The sequence below is a fragment of the Methylobacterium sp. J-059 genome (assembly GCF_022829485.1).
Classification (GTDB): Bacteria; Pseudomonadota; Alphaproteobacteria; order Rhizobiales; family Beijerinckiaceae; genus Methylobacterium.
Window position 1 is genome coordinate 103,951 of the sequence record NZ_JAKSYA010000055.1, and the last position, 19,908, is coordinate 123,858.

Annotated in this window: 22 protein-coding genes; 9 read left to right on the forward strand and 13 right to left on the reverse strand. The window is 73.2% G+C overall.

The genetic code is table 11. The features are described from left to right. Positions 1-287: 287 nt before the first annotated feature. Positions 288-455: a hypothetical protein gene (locus MKK55_RS06350; RefSeq protein WP_243933813.1), complete on the forward strand. Its 168-nt coding sequence runs from the start codon at positions 288-290 to the stop codon at positions 453-455. An 87-nt stretch (positions 456-542) separates the two neighbouring features. Here the strand turns inward: MKK55_RS06350 and MKK55_RS06355 are convergent, their stop codons facing one another. The 5 genes from MKK55_RS06355 to MKK55_RS06375 form a co-directional block, all read right to left on the reverse strand. Continuing rightward, positions 543-710 carry a hypothetical protein gene (locus tag MKK55_RS06355; protein ID WP_187275395.1) on the reverse strand — a complete coding sequence of 56 codons (168 nt, stop codon included), beginning with the start codon at positions 708-710 and terminating at the stop codon, positions 543-545. Beyond that, entirely contained in the window at positions 707-1,108 is a 402-nt protein-coding gene (locus MKK55_RS29010) for a hypothetical protein (RefSeq protein ID WP_279596018.1), read from the reverse strand. Before MKK55_RS29010 ends, MKK55_RS06355 begins: the two co-directional genes overlap by 4 nt. 85 nt (positions 1,109-1,193) lie before the next feature. Continuing rightward, complete coding sequence (locus MKK55_RS06365; RefSeq protein ID WP_243933814.1) at positions 1,194-1,469, reverse strand: PsiF family protein; 276 nt, start codon at positions 1,467-1,469, stop codon at positions 1,194-1,196. 284 nt (positions 1,470-1,753) lie between these two features. Then, positions 1,754-1,957, reverse strand: a complete 204-nt coding sequence (locus tag MKK55_RS06370; protein ID WP_147844186.1) for a hypothetical protein — start codon at positions 1,955-1,957, stop codon at positions 1,754-1,756. A 170-nt stretch (positions 1,958-2,127) separates the two neighbouring features. Beyond that, positions 2,128-2,361: a DUF2171 domain-containing protein gene (locus tag MKK55_RS06375; protein ID WP_243933815.1), complete on the reverse strand. Its 234-nt coding sequence runs from the start codon at positions 2,359-2,361 to the stop codon at positions 2,128-2,130. 273 nt (positions 2,362-2,634) lie between these two features. Here MKK55_RS06375 and MKK55_RS06380 point away from each other — a divergent pair, with 273 nt between their 5' ends. Further along, a complete protein-coding gene (locus tag MKK55_RS06380; RefSeq protein WP_243933845.1) occupies positions 2,635-3,297 on the forward strand; it encodes an SAM-dependent methyltransferase in 663 nt (220 codons plus the stop codon). Between the two features lie 78 nt (positions 3,298-3,375). Here the strand turns inward: MKK55_RS06380 and MKK55_RS06385 are convergent, their stop codons facing one another. Continuing rightward, a complete protein-coding gene (locus tag MKK55_RS06385; RefSeq protein ID WP_243933816.1) occupies positions 3,376-4,722 on the reverse strand; it encodes an APC family permease in 1,347 nt (448 codons plus the stop codon). Here MKK55_RS06385 and MKK55_RS06390 point away from each other — a divergent pair. Genes MKK55_RS06390 through MKK55_RS06405 form a run of 4 tightly spaced genes read left to right on the forward strand, consistent with a single transcriptional unit; the run spans position 4,721 to position 9,872 of the window. After that, positions 4,721-4,969, forward strand: coding sequence for a hypothetical protein (locus MKK55_RS06390; protein WP_243933817.1), 249 nt, complete (start codon positions 4,721-4,723; stop codon positions 4,967-4,969). The genes MKK55_RS06385 and MKK55_RS06390 overlap by 2 nt on opposite strands. Positions 4,970-4,979: 10 nt before the next feature. After that, positions 4,980-6,005: a DUF559 domain-containing protein gene (locus MKK55_RS06395; RefSeq protein ID WP_243933818.1), complete on the forward strand. Its 1,026-nt coding sequence runs from the start codon at positions 4,980-4,982 to the stop codon at positions 6,003-6,005. After that, positions 6,002-6,688, forward strand: coding sequence for a hypothetical protein (locus tag MKK55_RS06400; protein WP_147729365.1), 687 nt, complete (start codon positions 6,002-6,004; stop codon positions 6,686-6,688). Before MKK55_RS06395 ends, MKK55_RS06400 begins: the two co-directional genes overlap by 4 nt. A 7-nt stretch (positions 6,689-6,695) precedes the next feature. Beyond that, positions 6,696-9,872, forward strand: a complete 3,177-nt coding sequence (locus tag MKK55_RS06405) for an ATP-binding protein (protein WP_243933819.1) — start codon at positions 6,696-6,698, stop codon at positions 9,870-9,872. Positions 9,873-9,918: 46 nt separating this feature from the next. Here the strand turns inward: MKK55_RS06405 and MKK55_RS06410 are convergent, their stop codons facing one another. Beyond that, positions 9,919-10,161: a DUF6894 family protein gene (locus MKK55_RS06410; RefSeq protein ID WP_147729487.1), complete on the reverse strand. Its 243-nt coding sequence runs from the start codon at positions 10,159-10,161 to the stop codon at positions 9,919-9,921. Between the two features lie 346 nt (positions 10,162-10,507). Here MKK55_RS06410 and MKK55_RS06415 point away from each other — a divergent pair, with 346 nt between their 5' ends. Next, positions 10,508-11,185 carry a class I SAM-dependent methyltransferase gene (locus tag MKK55_RS06415; protein WP_243933820.1) on the forward strand — a complete coding sequence of 226 codons (678 nt, stop codon included), beginning with the start codon at positions 10,508-10,510 and terminating at the stop codon, positions 11,183-11,185. A 3-nt stretch (positions 11,186-11,188) separates the two neighbouring features. On the opposite strand, the gene kdsA is transcribed toward MKK55_RS06415, so the two are convergent. Genes kdsA through MKK55_RS06430 form a run of 3 tightly spaced genes read right to left on the reverse strand, consistent with a single transcriptional unit; the run spans position 11,189 to position 13,873 of the window. After that, positions 11,189-12,046, reverse strand: a complete 858-nt coding sequence (gene kdsA, locus MKK55_RS06420) for a 3-deoxy-8-phosphooctulonate synthase (protein ID WP_243933821.1) — start codon at positions 12,044-12,046, stop codon at positions 11,189-11,191. A 10-nt stretch (positions 12,047-12,056) separates the two neighbouring features. Then, on the reverse strand, positions 12,057-12,581 hold the full coding sequence (locus MKK55_RS06425; RefSeq protein WP_243933823.1) for a hypothetical protein: 525 nt from the start codon (positions 12,579-12,581) through the stop codon (positions 12,057-12,059). Then, positions 12,578-13,873 (reverse strand): aminotransferase class I/II-fold pyridoxal phosphate-dependent enzyme, encoded by a 1,296-nt coding sequence (locus tag MKK55_RS06430; RefSeq protein WP_243933824.1) that lies wholly within the window; start codon positions 13,871-13,873, stop codon positions 12,578-12,580. Before MKK55_RS06430 ends, MKK55_RS06425 begins: the two co-directional genes overlap by 4 nt. A gap of 166 nt (positions 13,874-14,039) precedes the next feature. Here MKK55_RS06430 and MKK55_RS06435 point away from each other — a divergent pair, with 166 nt between their 5' ends. Continuing rightward, positions 14,040-14,285 (forward strand): hypothetical protein, encoded by a 246-nt coding sequence (locus MKK55_RS06435; RefSeq protein WP_147844588.1) that lies wholly within the window; start codon positions 14,040-14,042, stop codon positions 14,283-14,285. Positions 14,286-14,301: 16 nt separating this feature from the next. Here MKK55_RS06435 and mutL read toward each other — a convergent pair whose 3' ends face one another. After that, positions 14,302-16,254, reverse strand: a complete 1,953-nt coding sequence (mutL, locus tag MKK55_RS06440; RefSeq protein ID WP_243933825.1) for a DNA mismatch repair endonuclease MutL — start codon at positions 16,252-16,254, stop codon at positions 14,302-14,304. Positions 16,255-16,452: 198 nt separating this feature from the next. Here mutL and MKK55_RS06445 point away from each other — a divergent pair, with 198 nt between their 5' ends. Then, positions 16,453-18,291, forward strand: coding sequence for an outer membrane beta-barrel protein (locus MKK55_RS06445; protein WP_243933826.1), 1,839 nt, complete (start codon positions 16,453-16,455; stop codon positions 18,289-18,291). A gap of 24 nt (positions 18,292-18,315) precedes the next feature. Here the strand turns inward: MKK55_RS06445 and MKK55_RS06450 are convergent, their stop codons facing one another. After that, positions 18,316-18,900: an AprI/Inh family metalloprotease inhibitor gene (locus tag MKK55_RS06450; RefSeq protein ID WP_243933827.1), complete on the reverse strand. Its 585-nt coding sequence runs from the start codon at positions 18,898-18,900 to the stop codon at positions 18,316-18,318. Between the two features lie 169 nt (positions 18,901-19,069). Further along, positions 19,070-19,873 (reverse strand): succinate dehydrogenase iron-sulfur subunit, encoded by an 804-nt coding sequence (locus MKK55_RS06455; protein WP_147727562.1) that lies wholly within the window; start codon positions 19,871-19,873, stop codon positions 19,070-19,072. Positions 19,874-19,908 lie beyond the last annotated feature (35 nt).

Genomic DNA, 19,908 nt, shown 5'->3' on the forward strand with positions numbered 1-19,908 from the left:
CTGCGAAAAATCCGCCCGGCCTCGCCCGAAGTCAACGAGAGGGAATTTTTAATGCAGACGGCGAGCCAGAAAGACGATCTCCGATCTGGGGCCGCTGGCGAACTATATTCTACTCTTCAAAAGGCTCCTGACCTTCTGCCCTTCGTCCGATCCCGCGACATCATCGGCGACATCGGGAGCGGCACCGAACCCTCGCCGTCTTGCGAACGGATGCGTGAACTCGATGCCGTCATCGATCGACTCGCGCCTTCTTCCTGGAAAGCGCCGAGGGCAACCCCTACGCCAACGTGCGGGCGACGACGCAGGCGCTCGCGCACGACCCGCACATCGAGCGCCTCTCGGTGCCGCTGCAATCGGAGGCGGTCGCCGGCTTCATCCGCGAGCGCGACCGCGGCTCGGTGATCCCGGGTCCGCCAGCATCGTCCGCATCGGCCGGCGTGCAAATCATCCGGTAGGGCGCCACGGACCATCGCGGCGCATGGTGCGCAACGGCGTCGTCCGCTCGATGCCGGGGGCATGCACGGCAGTACCGGTCAGCGCCGTCACCGCCGCCTGGTCCGCAGGGCCAAACCCAGCGCGCCCGGCCAGAACACGAGGCTCAGGGCGATGACGGGCCAGAGGTTGCGCCCCTTCCAGGCCGCGATCCCAGCCGGCAGGAGCAGGATGGGGATGGCGACCGCGAGGAAGAGCCAGAACTGGAGGTCGCTCATGGCTTCTTCAGGCAGGTCGCGACCGGTCGGGCGTTCTTGGCGGGCTTGGACTGCAGGTCCATGCATCCGACGGTGGCGATGCCGTCGGTGATCGTGACCGAGGGAAGCACCGCGTAGCCTTGGCAATAGGCGCCGATCAGGATCTCGTCGCGCCGGCAGAGCACGTCCTGCCGCACCAGGCCGTCGAGGGCGGGGCCGACGGGACCGGGCTCGCCGCGCTCGCCCCTGTCGCCGGTCGCGCCGCGCTGCCCGGTCGCGCCGGTGAGGCCCGCGTCCCCTCGGGGGCCGGGCGGGCCGGCATCGCCCTTCGGCCCGGCCGGGCCGGCGGGGCCGGGCTTCGGATCCTGGCAGCCGCCGAGGGCGAGCAGGATGCAGGCACCGAGGAGGGACAGCCGCATCCGGCCGACCTCATCACCGATGGGCAAACGTCGCGGACGCACGGTCGGCGAGAGCGGGATCAAGGTGGCGCGCCGGACGACCGGATCAGGATCGGCCGTGCTTGCACGAATTCCGGAAGGCCTTGCGCGCCTTGCCGTGCAGGCCCTGCTTGTCGGCCTGCATCGAGCATTCCTTCGATCGCGCGGTGCGATCCGCCTTCGGCGCCGCGGGCTTGCTCTTCGGTGCCGTGGGATTGGCCGCCGGTGCGGTGGCCGCCGACCCCGGCACCGCGCCGGGCGCGTTCGCCGTGCCCTGCGCACGTGCGGGGGCGACGAGGAGAAGGCTGCTGGCGACCAGAGAGGCGGCGAGACCGAGCTTCATGATGGTAGGCTCCCGTGAGGCGGCTGAAACGGATCCGCCCAGCCCGGCGTTCCGCCCCACACGGATCGTTGATCGACGCGTTTGCGCAGGTTCTGCGACTCCGGTCCGATTCGAACGCCGTTCGGTCATTCTTCGGCAACCTGTCTGCCGCACCATGCCTTCACTGCCTCGGCAGCCAGCAGATCTGCCCGATCCGCTGCGGCGGCCCTGCCTGCCCTCTCGGGCAGGGTCGCCTCCCCGGGCCTGGCGCGACGCTCCCCCAGCCCTTCCGTCCCGATCGTCTGTCACGGCTCCGAGACTTCGGGGGCGGCGCCTTCGCCGTCCTCCGTGCCGTCGCGGCCGACCTCGGGCGGGGCTTCCTCCATCTCGGTGGTCTGCAGCCAGGTCATCAGGCGCTGCAGGCTGTCGAGGGACGGTTCCTCGGGGCGAGCGGTGGCGAGCGCCGCGCGGACTTCGCGCAGAAACGCCTCGGCATCGTCATCGGACATTGCGGCTCAACACGGTTGATGCCATTCCCGGTCGCTCATCGGAGTCGATGACGGAGCCCGGCAGCGGTTGGCCGGGGGCTCGTCGCCCGTTGCGCCGAACGCCGTGGACACCGCGTTCGGGCCTGTGCGGGGACGGAACGCGACGCCCAGGCGCCGCGGATCCCATGGGGTCAGGACGTCGACCACTCGCGCTTGACCTCCTCGGCCGGCCGGTCGAGGCGGACGGTGTCGCCCTCCACCGCCTGGACGAAGTCGACCGGGATGTAGTGGTGCAGGCCCCCGGCGGCCGCGTCCTTCTTCGTCAGCTTGATCTCGCCCTTGTCGACGTGATCGACCGTGCCGACGTGGGCTCCGTCCGAGCCGACGACCTCGGCGTGTTCCTTGATCTGCGCGACGTCGACCATGCGTTTTCTCCCATAATACGGCTGTCTCAACGGGATGCGCCGCGTCGATGTTCCTCGTTCACGCTCCCGGCACAGGCCGTCGATCGGGCATGAGCTGTCGATCGGGCCGTCCTGACGCGGGCTGGCTCCGGCGGAACTGTCCCGGGCGGATGCGGTTGCGCTCATCACAGGCCTACGGACGGGGTGAGGTTCATCGTGCGCGACTGCAAGCGACCGTCACGCCGGAGCCTGCTGCGATCCGGGGGCGGCGTCGTCGCCGGCACGCTGCTCGGGATGACGGCCGCCGCGGGTGCGGAGAGCGAGGCGGGAGGGCCGGCTGTGACGGAGACGGGCCGGCGCGCGAAGTCCCTCGACACCGACTACTTCAAGGGCATGTACGCCACCGAGGCCGATCCCTGGCAGTTCGCCTCGAGCGCCTACGAGCGTGCCAAGTACCAGGCGACGCTCGCCGCCCTGCCCCGGCCCCGCTACGCGTCCGCTCTCGATGTCGGCTGCTCGATCGGGGTGTTCACGCACCAGCTCTGCCAGCGCTGCGATGCCGTGGTCGGGCTCGACGTGGTTCCCTCCGTGATCGAGGCGGCCCGCGCCCGCTGCGCCGATTGCGCGAATGCGCGCTTCCAGCTCGCCGCCGTTCCGGGGCAATGGCCCGACGGGCGGTTCGACCTGATCGTGATCTCGGAGGTGGCCTACTACCTCGACCGGGCCGATCTCGCGCGTCTCGTCGCACGGGTGGAGAACGCGGTGCTGCCCGAGGCCGACATCGTGCTGGTGCACTGGCTCGGCGTCACCCACTACCCGCTTTCCGGCGACGACGCGGCCGAAGGCTTCATCGCCGGCGCGAAGGGCTTCGCGCGGGTGCTGGCGCAGTCGCGAACCGCCGAGTACCGGCTCGACGTGCTGCGCGCGACCAAGCCGGGCGCCCCCTCGACGCCGTGATCGCGCTTCGGGAACGGTGCGCGCCAGCGGTCTCGGCCGGCCTCGCGTCGCACGCATCGGCTTCGGGATCGAGCGGCCTCATCGCATCGGCGTCCGGTCCCTGCGCCGGGCCAGCCCGTCCGCGACGACGAAGAGCAGCAGGCCGGCCAGCATCAGGAGGAAGCCCGCGAGCGACTGGAGCGGTCGCGAGGCGACCAGGTGGACCAGCATGAACAGCGTGACGCCGAGGAAGATCAGCGGCGTGACCGGATAGCCCCAGGCGCGGACCGGCCGCGGCAGGTCGGGCCGGGTGATGCGCAGCCTGATCACGCCGAGGACGGTGAGGAACGAGCACAGGATCAGGCTGAACTGGATGAATTCCAGCACCGCCTCGAAGCTGCGGGTGAGGAGCAGCAGGCTCGCGACGACGGCCTGCAGCAGGGTCGCGGCCACGGGCACGCCGGTGCGGGCGCGCCGCGCGAACACGCGCAGCAAGGGCGCGTCCTCGCCCATCGCCACGGTGACGCTCGGCCCGATCCACATCATGGCGCTGATCGTCGGGATCAGGCCGAGGCAGATCAGGATGCCGACGAGCCGCCCGCCCGCCTCGCCGAACACGTGGCGCCCGCTGATCAGGGCGACCTCGATCTGCCCGGCGAGCTCCGCGGTCGGCGTCGTGTAGAGGAACACGGCGTTCAGCGCGACGTATAGCACGAGCACGACGCCCGTCCCGACGAACAGCGCCCGCGGCAGGCTGCGCGGCGGATCGGCCAGATCCCCGACGATGTAGGTCGCCGCGTTCCAGCCCGTGTAGGCGTACATCACGAAGACGAGGCTCACCGCGAAGCTCGCGCTGAAGATCTGGCCCGGGTCGGCGGCGCTCGGCGCGAAGTCGGTCGACCCGCCCCCGCCGCCGGCGAAGCCCGCGACGATGAAGAGCACGATCAGCGCGAGCTTCAGCAGCGTGAAGCCGACCTGGATCGCATCGCCGTGGCGGCCCCCGACCAGGCGGATGGCGGTCACCCCCCAGACGACCGCGAGGCCGAGGGGCAGGGGCGGGGTCCCCGGCAGGATCGCCTGCGCATACTGGCCGAACGCCATCGCCGCGAGCGCCACCGGCGCGGCGAACCCGACCGTCGCCGAGAGCCAGCCGGCCATGAAGCCGAAGGCGGGGCCGTAGGCGCGGGTGAGGAAGTTGTACTCGCCGCTGGAGCGGGGAAACATCGCCGCCAGCTCGGCATAGCTGAACGCCCCGCACAGGGCGACGACGCCGCCGACGAACCACAGCAGCAGCAGCGTGAAGCCGGACGTGATGTCCGTGACCTGGAAGCCGAGGCTGGTGAAGACGCCGGTCCCGACCATGTCGGCGATCACGATCGACGTCGCCGCCCGGGTCGAGACGAGCGGCGCCGTTCGCGTCGCGGGCGGATCACCGATGTCGGACATGGCCGCGATCATCGCCGCGCCGACCCGCGCGATCAAGCGCGAGGGCTCGGGCACCGGATACGGCGCGGTTCCGCCCGGAGAGGGGCAGGCACCGGCCTCGGCGGATGCGGCGGCCGATCGGCGGGCACCCGCCGCGCGACATCGGGACACGGGCGGTCCGCAACCTCACGGTGACGATCCGGTAGCGCCGAGCCGTCGATCCGTGTTGAAAGGTTGCGGAAACGCGGGGGCGGAAGCGTCGGCATGAGCCTTCGGACGTGAGCACGATCCCCGATCGCGCCGACGCCGCCGGATGCGGGGATGCGCCGCGCCGGCGGTTGCCGCTCGGCGAGCTCGGGCGGACGATTCAGGGTCTGCGGGCGGGCGAGCGGCTCGTCCTCGTCGGCATCGGGTGCGACGGCGTCGGCGCCGCCCTCGACGCGGCGGGCGCGGCGGAGCGGGGCGTGCTGTTCCTCGAAGCCGATGCGGCGCGGACGGCCGAGGCCGTGCTCGATCGCCTGCTCGACGACTTCGCCGACCTCGCCCTTTCCCGGTGGCCCGACTGGCACGGCCTCGACGCGGCTGCCGATGCCGCGCCCGACGACCTGCGCGTGTCCCGCCCCTGGCTCAGGGCGGCGGCCAAGCGCGCGGGCGCCGGCGCCCCGCCGCGGTTCCGGCATCTCGATCGGGGTTTCGAGCTCGCCCAGCTGCTTCGGACGATCGATCCGGCGGGCGTCGCGCTCGTCGCGGAGGTCGATCCGTCGAGCCCGGTCCGCGCGGCCGCGCTGATCGAGGCGCTGGAGCGGTGCGCCGCCTGCGGCGCCGCCTTGGTCGTCGCGCTGCCGGCGGCCCCGCCCCCGATGCCGCCCTTCGACCGGGTTCTCTACGGTGCGTACGAGGTTCTGCGCGAGCCGGTCGCCGCCGCGGTGCGCTTCATCCCGGCCCGCTCCCGCGCCCACCCTGCCAGTGCCGTGGAGCGGCGGATGGAGGACGCGCTGGCGCGCGACGCCGACCTTGCCGGCCTGTTCGAGGGCAACGCCCGCGTGCTGCTCGGCGGCGGCCGGTTCGTGCCCCGGGTCGACCTGCTGTGGGAGGCGGGCGGCGTCGTGGTCGAGCTCGACGGACCCGAGCACCGCGCCGCGGCGGCTTTCGACGCCGACCGCCACCGGGACTACGAACTCCTGGTCGCCGGCTATCTCGTGCTGCGCCTCACCAACGCGCAGGTGGAGGCCGATCCGGGCCTGGCGATCGAGAAGATCCGCGCCGTCGTGCGGCGCGCGCGAGCGCTGAAGGGGTTTCGATGAGCGAGCCGACGCCGACGCAGAGCCTGGTTCTCTGGTGCCTCCTGGGGCGCTGCGGCCGTGCCGCGCAAGGCACGCTGGTGCCGGCGGTGAGGAAGCCGGACCGGGAGGCCCTGGCCGCCGCGGGCCTGATCGCCGTCGAGAAGGCCGGCCGGTCGTTCGTCCTCTCGGTGACGGATCGGGGCTGGCACTGGGCCGGGCGGAACCTGCAGGCGCCGCTGCCGCCGAACCTGCGCGTCCTTCGGGATTGGCTCGGGCGCATCGATCGCCACCTCGCCGCGACCGGGCAGACGCTGGCAGACCTGGTCGGCTCCCCGCCGGAAACTGCGCCCGAACCCGCTCCCGAGACCAAGGCGGCTCCGAAGCGCCGGGCGGCGGCCCCGCGAAAGGCCGCGCCGAAGGCGGGAAGGCCCCTCGGCCCGCGCCAGCTGCGCGCGCGCATCGAGGCCGCCTATCTCGACCTCACCGGTGGCGCCCGCGCCGAGGCCGTTCGGCTCAGCGACCTGCGCGCAGCGCTCGCCGACCTCGACCGCGCCACGGTGGATTCGGGCCTTGCCGCCATCCTCCGGAAGGACGCGACCGCCCGCCTCAGCCAGTTCAGCGACCCGAAGGCCCTCACGCCGGCCGAGCACGCCGCCGCCTACAGCCCGGCCGGCGAACCCTTCCACATCCTCTGGATCCGGTGACCGCCCGATGAGCGACGCCCTCGACGCCCTGCGCCGTGTCGATTTCGACTGGGTCCGCACCCTCGACAGCATCTGGATCGACGCGCCGCCGACCGGCGCCCCCAACGAGGCCCTGGTGCCGGCGCTGGTCGCGGACCTCCGCGCCGAGGCGCGCACCCCCGACCAGCGGGCCAAGGGACGCGCCCTCGTCGGCCAGCCCGGCATCGGCAAGACCCATCTCGTCGGGCAGCTGCGCCGCGAGGTCTGGCGGCAGGGCGGCTGGTTCGTCCCCCTCGACGTGCTCGGCCTGACCGATTTCTGGCGCAGCGCGGCGCTCAGCTTCGTCACGGCCCTGCTCCAGGCGATGCCGGACGGGCGCCGCCAGTCGGACGCCGTGCTGGCGGGCGTCGCCCGCCGGTTCAAGGTCGAGGCCCAGGTCGAGGCCGCGTTCAACACTCCCAACATGGACGCGCGCCGCATCGTCGACGTGCTGGTCAGGGCCCTGATGAGCGTCGACGCGGCGCGGGCGCTGAAGCACCTCGATGTCTTCCGCGCCCTGTGCCTGCTGCGCTCCCAGGATTTCAGCGCCGTCGGCCTCGCGCATGCGTGGCTTCAGGGCTACGACGCCGACCCGGGCGAGCGGGCCGCGCTGGGCTTCAAGACGCCGCCGCCGGCCCCGATCGACCTCGTGCGCGGCATGTGCTGGATCATGGCGCTGAGCGGGCCGACGCTCATCGCCATCGACCAGATCGACGGCGTGATCGAGGCGAGCCGGCTCGCGGCCACGGACGACCTCGACGGGGCGGCGGGCCTCGCCGAGGTGCTCGGCGCCGGCCTTCTCGAGCTCCACACCGTCTGCGACCGCAGCATGACCGTGGTGACCTGCCTCCCGGAATCCTGGGCCCGCCTCGGCGAGCGGACCACGGGGGCGACGCGGCACCGCTTCACGGACGACATCTACCTCCGCGGGATGAGCGATCGCACGGCCGCCGCCGCGCTGATCGTCGGGCGCATGCGCCCGGCCTGCCTCGAGGCCGGCTTCACGCCGCCCTTCCCGTCCTGGCCCTACAGCGAGGCCGCGATCGCGGCGGCCGCCGAGGCCGGGATGATGCCGCGCACGATCCTGATGCGGTGCGACGCCTTCCGCCGCGCCTGCCTGGCGGAGGGGCGGGTCTCCCTCTGCGACGACCTTACGGGGCGGATCGAGAAAGTGGATCGGGACACGTCCGAGACGCTCTTCAACCTCGCCGGCGCGAAGGCGAGAGCCGAGATCGGCGACCTCCTCGACGGGGAGGACGACGCCCTCGCCGAGGTGCTGCGCGCGGCCTTCGACCTCTACGCGCTGGAGGACGACCCGGACGACGCCCTCGACGTGGCGAGCAAGGGCGAGCCGGAGCAGAGGATCCCGCCGCTGCACGGCCGCCTCACGCTGACCCACCGGGACGAGAACGACCGCGAGCGGCACGTCTGCTACCGCGCGCTGCTGCACCAGAACGCCATCGCCTTCCAGGCTCGGCTGCGGGCGGCGCTCACCGCCTCGGGCATCTCGGCCCGCATGCCCGGGCGGGAGTTGCTGATCGTCCGGCGCGGGCCGGTGCCGGGCGGCGCCAAGACCAAGCAGCTGGTCGACCTGTTCACCGCGGCCAACGGCGTGCTGATCGACCCGGACGAGGACGACCTGCGCACCTTCGTCGCGTTGCGCGACCTGCGGGATGCGGCGTCGGCGGAGGGGCGGCTCGACCGCTTCGAGGCCTGGCTCCGGGCCGGGCGCTTCGTGCGCGCGACCGCCCTCTTCCAGCGGGCCGGCCTCGGCGAGCCGGATGCCGGCCCGCGCCGCTCCCCGGCGTCCGCGGTGGAGGCCCCCCCCGTCATGCCGCGCGAGACCGCATCGGCGGGGGCGGGTCACGCGCCGCTGAGGCTACGCCCCGACCGCGGCGAGGACCGCCCGCGTCCGAACGGGGAGGCGAATGCGGCGCCGTCCGAGATCCCGATCGGTCATCGCATGAGCGCGGGCGGCGAGCCCGTGACCCTGCCGATCCGGCTGCTGCCGCGCCACACCGCGATCATCGCCGGCTCGGGCTCGGGCAAGACCGTGCTGCTGCGCCGCCTCGTCGAGGAGGCGGCGCTGGCCGGCATTCCGGCCATCGTGATCGATCCCAACAACGACCTGTCGCGCCTCGGCGAAGCCTGGCCCGAGCGGCCGGGCCGGTTCACCGCAGACGACGACGCCAAGGCCCGCGTCTACCGGGCCCGGGTCGAGGTCGTGGTCTGGACGCCGGGGGTGCATGCCGGTAACCCGGTGTTCCTGTCGGCGATGCCGGATTTTCGCGGCCTCGGCGACGACCGCGACGAGCGCCAGCAGGCCGTCGAGATGGCCGCCGAGACGCTGGGGCCGCTCGCCGGCGCGAAGAAGGAGCTGCAACGCGGCGTCCTCGCCGACGCGCTCCGCCTGTTCGCGGCCGACGGCGGCGGCGACCTCGCGGCCTTCACCGCGCTCCTGGCCGATCTGCCCGACGACGTGAGCCGCATCCGCGAGGCCGGCAAGCTCGCCGCCGGCATGGCCGACCAGCTCCACGCCGCGGTGGCGACGAACCCTCTGCTGAAGGCCGAGGGCGCGGCACTCGATCCCGCGATCCTGTTCTTCGGCGGCGACCGCACCCGCATCTCCGTGATCAACCTCGCCGGCCTCGGATCGGACGCGGCCCGGGAGGATTTTGTCAACCGGCTGCAGATGGCCCTGTTCGGCTGGGTCAAGCGCAACCCGTCGCCGCGCGGCCTGCTCTACGTGGTGGACGAGGCGCAGACCTTCCTGCCCGCGCAGCGGCAGGCGCTGAGCCTCGGCAGCGGCATCAAGCTGGTGGCGCAGGCGCGAAAGTACGGGCTCGGCATGATCGTGGCGACGCAGGTGCCGCGCGGCATCCACAATCAGGTGGTCTCGAACTGCACGACGCAGGTCTTCGGTCGGCAGAGCGCGCCTGCGACCATCGCGGCGGCCCAGGAGATCCTGGCCGCCAGCGGCGGGACGGCGGCGGATATCGGCAAGCTCGGAGCGGGCGAATTCTACTTCTCCACCGAGGGCTCCGGCCGCCCGGTCAAGCTGCGGACGCCGCTGTGCCTGAGCCACCACCCGGCGAACCCGCCGACGCCCGAGCAGGTCGTCGACATCGCCAGGCGCTCGGCCTCCGGCCCCGCGACGCCGCGGTGACGCGCCGATGCCCGGCCGGCGCCGCGCGAGGGTCCGTCCTCGGCGCTCAGCCGACGTCGAACGTCTCGATGTCCAGCGAGAGACGGGCCCGGAAGACGACCTTCCGGTGCTCGTCGCGGACCACAGCGAGGTAGTCCTGGCGCTCGGGGACGGCCGCGAAGCCCTGCGCGATCTTCGACATGATCCGGACGAGCTTCTCGCGCGCGGCATCCGCATCGGGCAGATCGAAGCCCTCGGTGTCGCGCACGAAGTGCGCGCCGTCATGCAGGTCGATGGTGAAGCGCGGCATTGCGGGACATATCCGTGGGATTTTATCCCACAGATACGGTATCCGCTCTTCCGTGGGAATGATCGTTCGGTCGCAGGTGATGCCGATCAGGACCTCCGGTGATGGACGCCTGCTGCGAGAACCGAATGCGTGTGATGAGCGGGAAACTATCAGGGGGATGGACGGGTGAACAGGCGCGACGATTGATCTCGCGATCACGAAGCGGCGCGTTCGTAACGCCCCGACAGAACCCGCGGGCCGCTGCAGCCGGATGATCGCGGCGTTCCCGCTCGCGGCCCCGCGGCGGTTGCACCGTGCCGGCCGCCCCGCGATGGTGCTCCGGAACGCCCGGACCGGACCTTGCCCCATGGATACCCTCTCGCTCGTCCTTGACGCGTTCTCGCCGATCGCGGGGCGCCGCATCGTCGATATCGGGTGCGGCCCCGGGGCGATGTCGGCTGCGCTGGCCGGCCACGGCGCACGGGTGACGGGGATCGACCCCGGCGAAGCGGCGGTCGCCGCGGCCCGGCGCCGGGCGCCGGACTGCGCCTTCGAGATCTGCTCCGCCGAGGCCCTGCCGTTCTCCGACGGGACCTTCGGCGGCGCGGTCATCCTCAACGCCCTGCACCACGTTCCCGACCCGCGCGCGGCGCTGCACGAGGCGGCCCGCGTCGTCGCACCGGGCGGCCGGATCGTCGTGGTCGAGCCGCTGGCCGAGGGCAGCTTCTTCTCGGCGCTCAAGCCGGTCGAGGACGAGACCGCGATCCGCGCCGCGGCGCAGGGCGCCATCGCCGAAGCGATCGCGGCCGGGGCGTTCCTCTGCCTGTCCGACAGGAGGTTCGTGCGCCGCGAGGCCTTCGCCGACCGCGACGCCTTCCTCGAGCGCGTGGCGGCGGTCGATCCGGCGCGGCGTGCCGCGATCCGCGACAACGCGTCGACGATCGCCGACGCCTTCGCGGCCGCCGCCGAGACGGATGCGGGCGGGCGCCACGTCCTGTCGCAGCCGCTGCGCGCGCACGTCCTCGTGGCGGCGACGACGTCCTGAGCCTTACGCGTGCGCCTTGGCCAGCCGGTCGAAGGCCAGGAGCTCGGACACGAGCGCCGGCATGTCCCGCAGCGCCACCATGTTGGGGCCGTCGGAGGGGGCGCGATCGGGATCGGGGTGGGTCTCGATGAAGACACCCGCGACGCCGACCGCGACGGCGGCCCGCGCCAGCACGGCGACGAAGCGGCGCTCGCCGCCCGAGCTTCCCCCCTGCCCGCCCGGCTGCTGCACCGAGTGGGTCGCATCGAACACCACCGGCGCGCCGCCCGTCACCGCGGCCATGATCGGCAGGCTGCGCATGTCGGAGACCAGGGTGTTGTAGCCGAACGAGGCGCCGCGCTCGGTGACGATCACGTTCGGGTTGCCGGCCCCGGTGACCTTGGCGGCCACGTGCTGCATGTCCCAGGGTGCGAGGAACTGGCCCTTCTTCACGTTGACCACGCGGCCGGTGGCGGCGGCGGCCAGCAGCAGGTCGGTCTGCCGGCACAGGAAGGCCGGGATCTGGAGCACGTCGACCACCTCGGCCGCCGGCCCGCACTGCCCGGCCTCGTGCACGTCGGTGAGCACCGGCAGGCCGTAGCGCGCCTTGATCTCGTCGAAGATCGGCAGCGCGCCGGACAACCCGATGCCGCGGGCGGCGCCGCCCGAGGTGCGGTTCGCCTTGTCGAACGAGGCCTTGAACACCAGGGCGATCCCGAGGGATTCCGCCATCTCCTTCAGCGCGGCCGCGATCTCGAGCGCGTGGTCGCGGCTCTCGAGCTGGCACGGGCCGGCGATCAGCGCCAGCGGCAGGTGGTTGCCGAAGGCGACCGTGCCGGCGCGGACGGTCCTGGGCGTTGGGCTGTCGGTGGAGCTGGGCATGGCCGGAGGCTTAGCCCGCCGGAGCCTCCCGCGAAAGTCCGGCCTTGCGGCGCAGGGCGGGCGGCCGGTTCGGCACCAGCACGCAGACGGTGAGGTCGCCGGCCAGCGCGTCGGCCCGCGGCCCGGTCTCGCAGCGCAGGGCCGCCTTGCCGGCGACGCCCTGGCGCGGTGCGTCGGCCAGCAGCGAATCCTGGTGGACCTGCCGTGCCAGCACCTCGGCGGTCTCGGCGTCCGCGCCGGCGAGCGCACGCGCCGCCCGGCCGATCAGCTCGTAGAAGCCGCGCTCCGGCTCGCGGTCGCGGGAGGCGAACACCATCCGCGCCGGCGCCCGGCAATCGAGGCTCATGCGCTCAGCATCGGTCGCGCGGAACACCGCGCGCGTGCCGGCGCGGCCGGCGAGCGAGGCGCCGGTGGCGCGGATCATCGCGGCGGTCAGCCCGTCGCAGGACGCGACGCGCGCGGCGCGCGGCGCGGCGCAGGCCGGCAGCGTCGCCGCCAGGACGAGGAAGCCGGCCGCCCGGAGCAGGCCGCTCATTCCTGCGGCGCCGCGCGCACCGCCCGCTCCGATTCGAGCGCGGCGAGCAGGATGCAGAGCGCGATCCCTTCCGCCGCCTCCCGGACCTCGGACAGGCTCGGATAGGACGGCGCCAGCCGCAGCGCCGCGTCGCGGGGGTCGCGGCCGTAGGGGAAGGTCGCGCCGGCCGGCGTCAGGCCGATGCCGGCGCCCTTGGCCAGCTCGACGATGCGCTCGGCGGTGCCGACGCCGGCGTCCACGCTGACGAAGTAGCCGCCCTCGGGCCGGCTCCAGGCCACGTCCGTCCCGGTCAGGTGCCGCGCGAGCGCCTCGGTGACGGCGGAGAACTTCGGGGCGAGGAGCTCGCGCTGGCGCTCCATGTGGGCGGTGAGCCCCGCCGCGTCGCGCAGGAAGCGGACGTGCCGGAGCTGGTTCAGCTTGTCCGGGCCGATCGTGCGCTTGCCCGCCCGCGCGAGGTACCAGCGCACGTTGTCGGGGGAGCCGGCGAAGAAGGCCAGACCCGCGCCGGCGAGCGTGATCTTCGAGGTCGAGGCGAAGATGAAGGCGCGGTTCGGATGCCCGGCCGCCCGGCAGGCTTCCAGGATGTCGGGGATCGCGTGGTGCTCGGGCGTGAGGTGGTGGACGGCGTAGGCGTTGTCCCAGAACAGGCGGAAGTCCGGGGCGCCGGCCTTCATCGCGGCGAGCCGCCGGACGGTCTCCTCCGAATAGATCTCGCCGGACGGGTTCGAGTATTTCGGGACGCACCACATCCCCTTCACCGCCGGGTCGGCGACGAGGGCCTCGACCACCTCCATGTCCGGCCCGTCCGGCGTCATCGGCACCGGCAGCATGCGGATGCCGAATTCCTCGCACAGGGCGAAGTGGCGGTCGTAGCCCGGCACCGGGCAGAGGAAGGCCGGCGCCTCCTCGCGCGACCACGGGCGCTCCGAGCCCGGCACGCCCTTCAGCATCGCCCAGACGATGCAGTCGTGCATCACGGCGAGGCTCGCGTTCTCGGCCACCACCACCTGCTCCGCGGGCACGCCGAGCAGCGCCGGCCCGAACAGCGCGCGCGCCTCCGCCAGGCCCTGCAGGCCGCCGTAGTTGCGGGCATCCTCCCCCGACGCCGTGGTGTGGTCGCCGTTGCCGGGCAGCGCCAGCATGCCCGACGCGAGGTCGAGCTGCTCGGGCGAGGGCTTGCCCCGGGTCATGTCGAGCTTGAGCCCGCGGGCGCGGAACGCCTCGTAGGCGCCCTGCACCTGCGCGTAGCGCGCGGCCAGTTCGGCGGGGGACAGATCTGCGAGTGCGGTCATCGGGAAGGCGCCGGGTTGTTCGGATGTCGGGCGTGTCATAGGCCGATCCGTGTGCGAGCGCACGCGAAAGGCGCGTCGGCGACGCGGTCGAACCCCGACCGGGCTTTCCAGGTGCCGGACGGCTGGGCTAGGTTCGCGGCGAGGGGGTGCTCGCTCCGAGAGCGCCATGATCGACGACGTCTTCACCTATGGCGGACAGGCCCTGGGTTTCGTGGCGATCGGCCTGTGGGCCTGGCTCGCCCTGACCGCACCGTCGCTGCAGGCCTGGATCCTGGCACGCTACGAGGACGAGCTGCGTCTCGGCGCCGCGCCGTCGGCGCCCGCGCGCCCGGACCGGATGGGGCTCGTCGCCGGCGGCGTGACGATGGTCGCGATCCTGTGCCAGTCGATCGGGTTCGCGATCCCGGACTGACCGGGCGCCACCCCGCTCAGCGTCTTCCGAACAGCCGCTCGATGTCGTGGCGGCCGAGGGCGACGTAGGTCGGGCGGCCGTGGTTGCACTGGCCGGAATTCGGCGTCGCCTCCATGGCGCGCAAGAGCGCGTTCATCTCCTCCGGGCGCAGGCGCCTTCCGGCGCGGATCGAGCCGTGGCAGCTCATCCGCGACAGCACCGCGTCGAGGCGCCGCCCGAGCGGGCCGTCCTCCAGGGACCCGGCCCCGCCCTCCTCGACCCCGCTGTCGTCCAGCGCGTCGAGGATGTCGGCGACGAGGTCGCGCACCGAGGCGCCGGCCAAAGCCGCGGGCACCGCGCGCACCAGCACCGCCCCGGGGCCGAAGGCTTCCAGCGACAGGCCGAGCCGGTCGAGCTCGGGGGCGGCCGCGGCCAGCCGCTCGGCGGCCTCGGGCGCCATCTCGATCACGTCGGGGATCAAGAGGCCCTGGCGCAGGATGCCGCCCGCCGCGCGCTCGCGCTTCATCCGCTCGTAGACGAGGCGCTCGTGCGCCGCGTGCTGGTCGACGATCACCACGCCGTCGCGGGTCTGCGCGACGATGTAGGTCTCGTGCAGCTGCGCCCGCGCGGCGCCGAGGGGATGGTCGAGGGCATCCTCGGCGTCGTCGAGGCTGCGCAGGTCGGCCGCGGGCGGCGCCAGGTCGGCCATCGGATCCGGAAAGGCGTCGGCCGCGCCGTCCGGCGCCAGCGGTGCCTGCGCCGCCTCGCCGAAGCCGTGCGGCCGATCCGGCGCCGGCCGGTGGAAGCCGGACGGGGCCGCGACGGACGGGGTGCCCGGGCGGAACAGGCCGGTCCGCGCGCTCTGGAACAGGCTCGGGCTCGCCGTCCCGCCATGCTGCGTCAACGGGATGCCGCCCGAGGGACGCAGGGCCTCGAGGGTGCGGGCCGCCACGCCGGTCGAGGCCCGCGCCCCGCCGCGGCGCAGCGCCTCGTGGATCGCGCTGACGACGAGCGCGCGCACCAGCCCCGGATCGCGGAACCGCACCTCGGTCTTGGCCGGGTGGACGTTGACGTCGACGAGGCCGGGCTCGCAGGCGATCGCCAGCCCGAGCACCGGATGCCGGTCGGAGCGCAGGGTGTCGGCGTAGGCGCCGCGCACCGCGCCGAGCAGCAGGCGGTCGCGCACCGGCCGGCCGTTCACCGTGAAGTGGATGTGGTTGGCCGCGCCGCGGTGGAAGGTCGGCAGCCCGACATGGCCGGTGAGCGAGAAGCCCTCCCGCGCCATCGCCACCGGCAGGGCGTTCGCGGCGAAGTCCGATCCCAGCACCTGCGCGAGCCGGGCGAGGCTCGCGGTCGCGTCGTCCGGCTCGGCCCCGGCGAGCGCCGGCAGCACCAGCGGCGTGCCGCCCTCGCTCGTCAGCGTGAAGCGGATCGCGGGCTGCGCCACCGCGAGCCGGCGCAGGATGTCGGAGACCGCCGCGCTCTCGGCGCGGTCGGATTTCAGGAACTTCAGCCGCGCCGGCGTCGCCGAGAACAGGTCGGTGACCTCGATCCGGGTGCCGCGCGCCGCCGGCGCCGGGCGCACCGCGCCGCGCAGGCCCGCCTCGACGGTGAGCACCGCGCCCGAATCCGCGTCCGCCGTGCGGGTGGTGATCGACAGACGCGAGACCGCGCCGATCGAGGGCAGCGCCTCGCCGCGGAAGCCCAGCGTGTCGATCCGGGTCAGGTCGCCGCCCGGCAGCTTCGAGGTGGCGTGGCGCTCGACGGCGAGCAGCAGGTCGTCCGGCGACATGCCGGCGCCGTCGTCGACCACCCGGATCAGCCGCCGGCCGCCGGCCTCGATCGTCACCGCGATGCTGCGGGCGCCGGCATCGATCGCGTTCTCGACCAGCTCCTTGACCGCCGAGGCCGGCCGCTCGACCACCTCGCCCGCGGCGATGCGGTCGACGAGGACCGGGTCGAGACGGCGGACGGGCTGCGGGGCGGACATGTCCGGCCGCTTATAGACCCTGCCTGCGCCTCGATCCATCGGCGGCGGCGATCCGCCGGTGGATCCGGTCTCCTCCGATGCTCCGCCGCCCCGTGCCGTTGACGCTGCATTAACCACGCCCGGCTAGCCTTCGTTAACCACGCGGAAGCGGTGCGACGGTCGTCTTCGCACGCGCCCAGCCAGGGGAGTCGGGATCCGGTGCTGGGCTTGGAGGGCGAGGGGTATGCGCGACGGGAGGCGGGCCTTGCCTGCGGCCTCGCGCTGCTGCTCGCGGGCCTGCCGGCCGCCGTCGCGATCGCCCTCCCCGGCCCGGCGCAGGCGCAGGCAACGCGGTTCGAATCCCTGAGCCCCGTCGCCGGCCAGCCCGACAACCCGGGCATCGGGCAGGATCCCGGCCAGGACGGATTGCCGGTGCTGCGCCGCAACCGCCTGTCGGAGGGCCCGCCCCGCCTCGGCAACGGCAATTCCGGCGAGGGGGCGGGCGGCGAATCCTCCGGCGGCCTCACCTCCGGCGGCGCCAGCCTGTCGGGGCCGACCGGGGCCGAAGCCGGCGCCTCGAATCTCGACACCCGGGTCCGCTCCTCCGGCAGCCGCACCGGCGGCGCCACGTCCGGCACCAACAACCGCGCCCCGATCAGCCTGCTGCGTCAGCGCGCGGCGCCGCCCCGGCGCCTGGGGACGGCGACCAAGCGCTACACCCAGGATGTCACCCAGATCCCCGCGCCGGCCCTGCGGCTCTCGCCGGTGATCCAGAACCCGGTGGTCGGCGTGCCGCTGCCGGCCGAGGCGCCGCGGCCGCAGGCGCCGGGATTGCCGCTGATCAACCCGCTGAGCGGCGTCCTCACGCCGGGGGCGCTGCTGACCAACAGCCTGCGGCGGCCGATCGCCACCGAGGACGCCTACGCGCCGCTCGGGATCAGGCTCGGCAGCTTCACGGTGCTTCCGTCCTTCACCCAGAGCCTCGGCTACGACACCAACCCGGACCAGACCACGCCGTCGCTCGCCAAGGGCTCGGTCGCGCTCCGGAGCGAGGGGGAGCTGAATTTCCGCTCGGACTGGTCGCGGAGCGAGCTCGCCGGCGAGCTGCGCGCCGGCTACCTCGAGACGCCGGAGAACGAGGCGGCGAGCCGCCCGAACGCGGCCGGCACCGTGCGCCTGCGGATCGACGCCAACCGCGACCTGCGGATCGACGCCGAGACCCGCTTCCTCGTCGACACTCAGCGCACCGGCAGCCCCAACCTCCAGGCCGTGACCGCGACCAACCGGCCGATCGTCGCGACCTACGGCACCTCGCTCGGCGCGACCGAGACCTTCAACCGGCTCTCGGTGTCCCTGCGCGGCTCGGTCGACCGCTCCGAGTTCGAGGATGCCCAGCTGTCGGACGGGACGGTGATCAGCCAGGCCGACCGCAACCAGAACCAGTACAGCATGCGCCTACGCACGGCCTACGAGGTGACGCCGGAGATCAGCCCCTTCGTCGAGCTGCTCGCCGACACGCGGGTCTACGACCTGCGCCGCGACACCAGCGGCCTGCGCCGCGATTCCGACGGCATCGCCGCCTCGGTCGGCGCGACCGTGAACTTCACCCGCTCGATCAGCGGCGAGATCTCGGGCGGCCTGCAGCACCGCACCTACGTCGACCCGAGCCTGCGCGGCCTCGACGCGCCGATCCTCGCAGCCGCCCTGGTCTGGGCGGCGACCCCGCTGACCACCGTGCGCCTGAACGCGCAGGCCGGCGTCACCGAGACGACGGTCCCCGGCTCCAGCGGCATCCTGACCCAGACGGCGACGCTGGAGGTGCAGCACGACCTCCTGCGCAACCTCTCGATCATCGTCGGCGGCGCCTACCTCCGCAACGACTACCAGGGGGGGTCGATCCGCGAGACCGGCTTCTCGGCCACTGCCCGGCTCGATTACCGCTTCAACCGCTGGCTGACGCTGCGCGGCACCTACCTCTACCAGGAGATCACCAGCACGGCGGCGACGGCGAGCTTCTCCGACAACACCTTCCTGCTCGGGCTGCGGGTGAACCCGTAGCCCCGGTGCGCGGGCCCTCCCGGTTCAGCGCACCAGCGCGAGGGAGGCGCCGGACTTGGTGAGCGCACCGTCGAGGGCGCCGCCGCCCTGCCGCAGGCGGGCGGCCACCGTGCCGCCCTGCTGGTACAGGTAGACCTCGCCGTCGCGGAAATCCCAGGCCGTGACCTTGGCCAGATCCTTGTTCGGGCAGCCGGCGGCGGAGGCCTTGTAGAGGTCGAGGGCCGGCGCGCTCGAGAGCGTCACCTTGCAGCTTCCCCCGGTCGCGTCCTTGGCGTCCCAGGCGCCGACCACCGAGGCGCGCCCGCTCGCCACCACCGGCGGGGCCGGGGGCGGGGCGACCACCGGCTCGGGGATGACGTTGGAGGCCGGCGGGGCGATCGACGCCTGCGCGCCGATCGGTGCCTCGTCCGGCGCGGCGGTGGCACCGGGCGGCGGCGCGAGCGGCGCCGAGGTCACGGCGCCGGAGGGCATCGCCGGGGCGATGTTGTCGATGGCGGCTTGCTGTGCCGGCCCGCGGACGCGGGGTCCGTCGAAGCGCTGGGACGCGCAGGCGCCGAGCCCTGCCGCCAGCGCGAGGAGGGCGATCGTCGAACGGTACTGACGCGGCATCGGTCTCGGCTTCCCCGGCGCACGTGCAGCGCCCCTTGCGAGCCCTTGCGTCGGGGGCAATTGCGATGCCCGCAAGGCGGCCGGTCGGGGAACGGTCTTCGGAGGGCCCGCGCGCGAGGCTTTTCGGGCCGAGTGTGGCGGGGCGGCCTCAGTCGGCCGCCCCGCCGGATCACACCGTGCGCTCGACCATCATCTTCTTGATCTCGGCGATCGCCTTGGCCGGGTTCAGGCTCTTCGGGCAGGTGTTGGCGCAGTTCATGATCGTGTGGCAGCGATAGAGCTTGAACGGGTCGTGCAGCGCGTCGAGCCGGTCGCCGGTGTTCTCGTCGCGGCTGTCGATCAGCCAGCGATAGGCCTGCAGCAGCGCCGCCGGGCCGAGGAACTTCTCGCCGTTCCACCAGTAGCTCGGGCACGAGGTGGTGCAGCAGGCGCACAGGATGCACTCGTACAGCCCGTCGAGCTTGGCCCGGTCCTCGGGCGTCTGCGGCCACTCCTTCTCGGGCGCCAGGGTGTCGGTCTTGAGCCAGGGCTCGACCGAGGCGTGCTGGGCATAGAAGTTCGTTAGGTCGGGGACGAGGTCCTTCAGCACCGGCATGTGCGGCAGCGGATAGATCTTCACCGCGGCGGTCTTGCGGCCCTTCGCGTGCTCCTGGCACTCGTCGATGCCCATGGTGCAGGCGAGCGCGTTCTGGCCCTCGATGTTCATGGCGCAGGAGCCGCAGATGCCCTCGCGGCAGGAGCGGCGGAACACCAGCGTCGAGTCGACCTTGTTCTTGATCCACAGCAGCGCGTCGAGCACCATCGGCCCGCAATCGTCGCGGTCGACCTGATAGGTGTCGATCCGCGGGTTCTTCCCGTCGTCCGGGTTCCAGCGGTAGACGCGGAACTCCTTGAGGTTCTTGGCCCCCGTCGTCGCGGGCCAGGACTTGCCCTCGGTGATCTGGGAGTTCTTGGGGAGGGAGAATTCGGCCATGGCTGTCGTTGGCTTCCGCTAGAGTCGATCGAAGC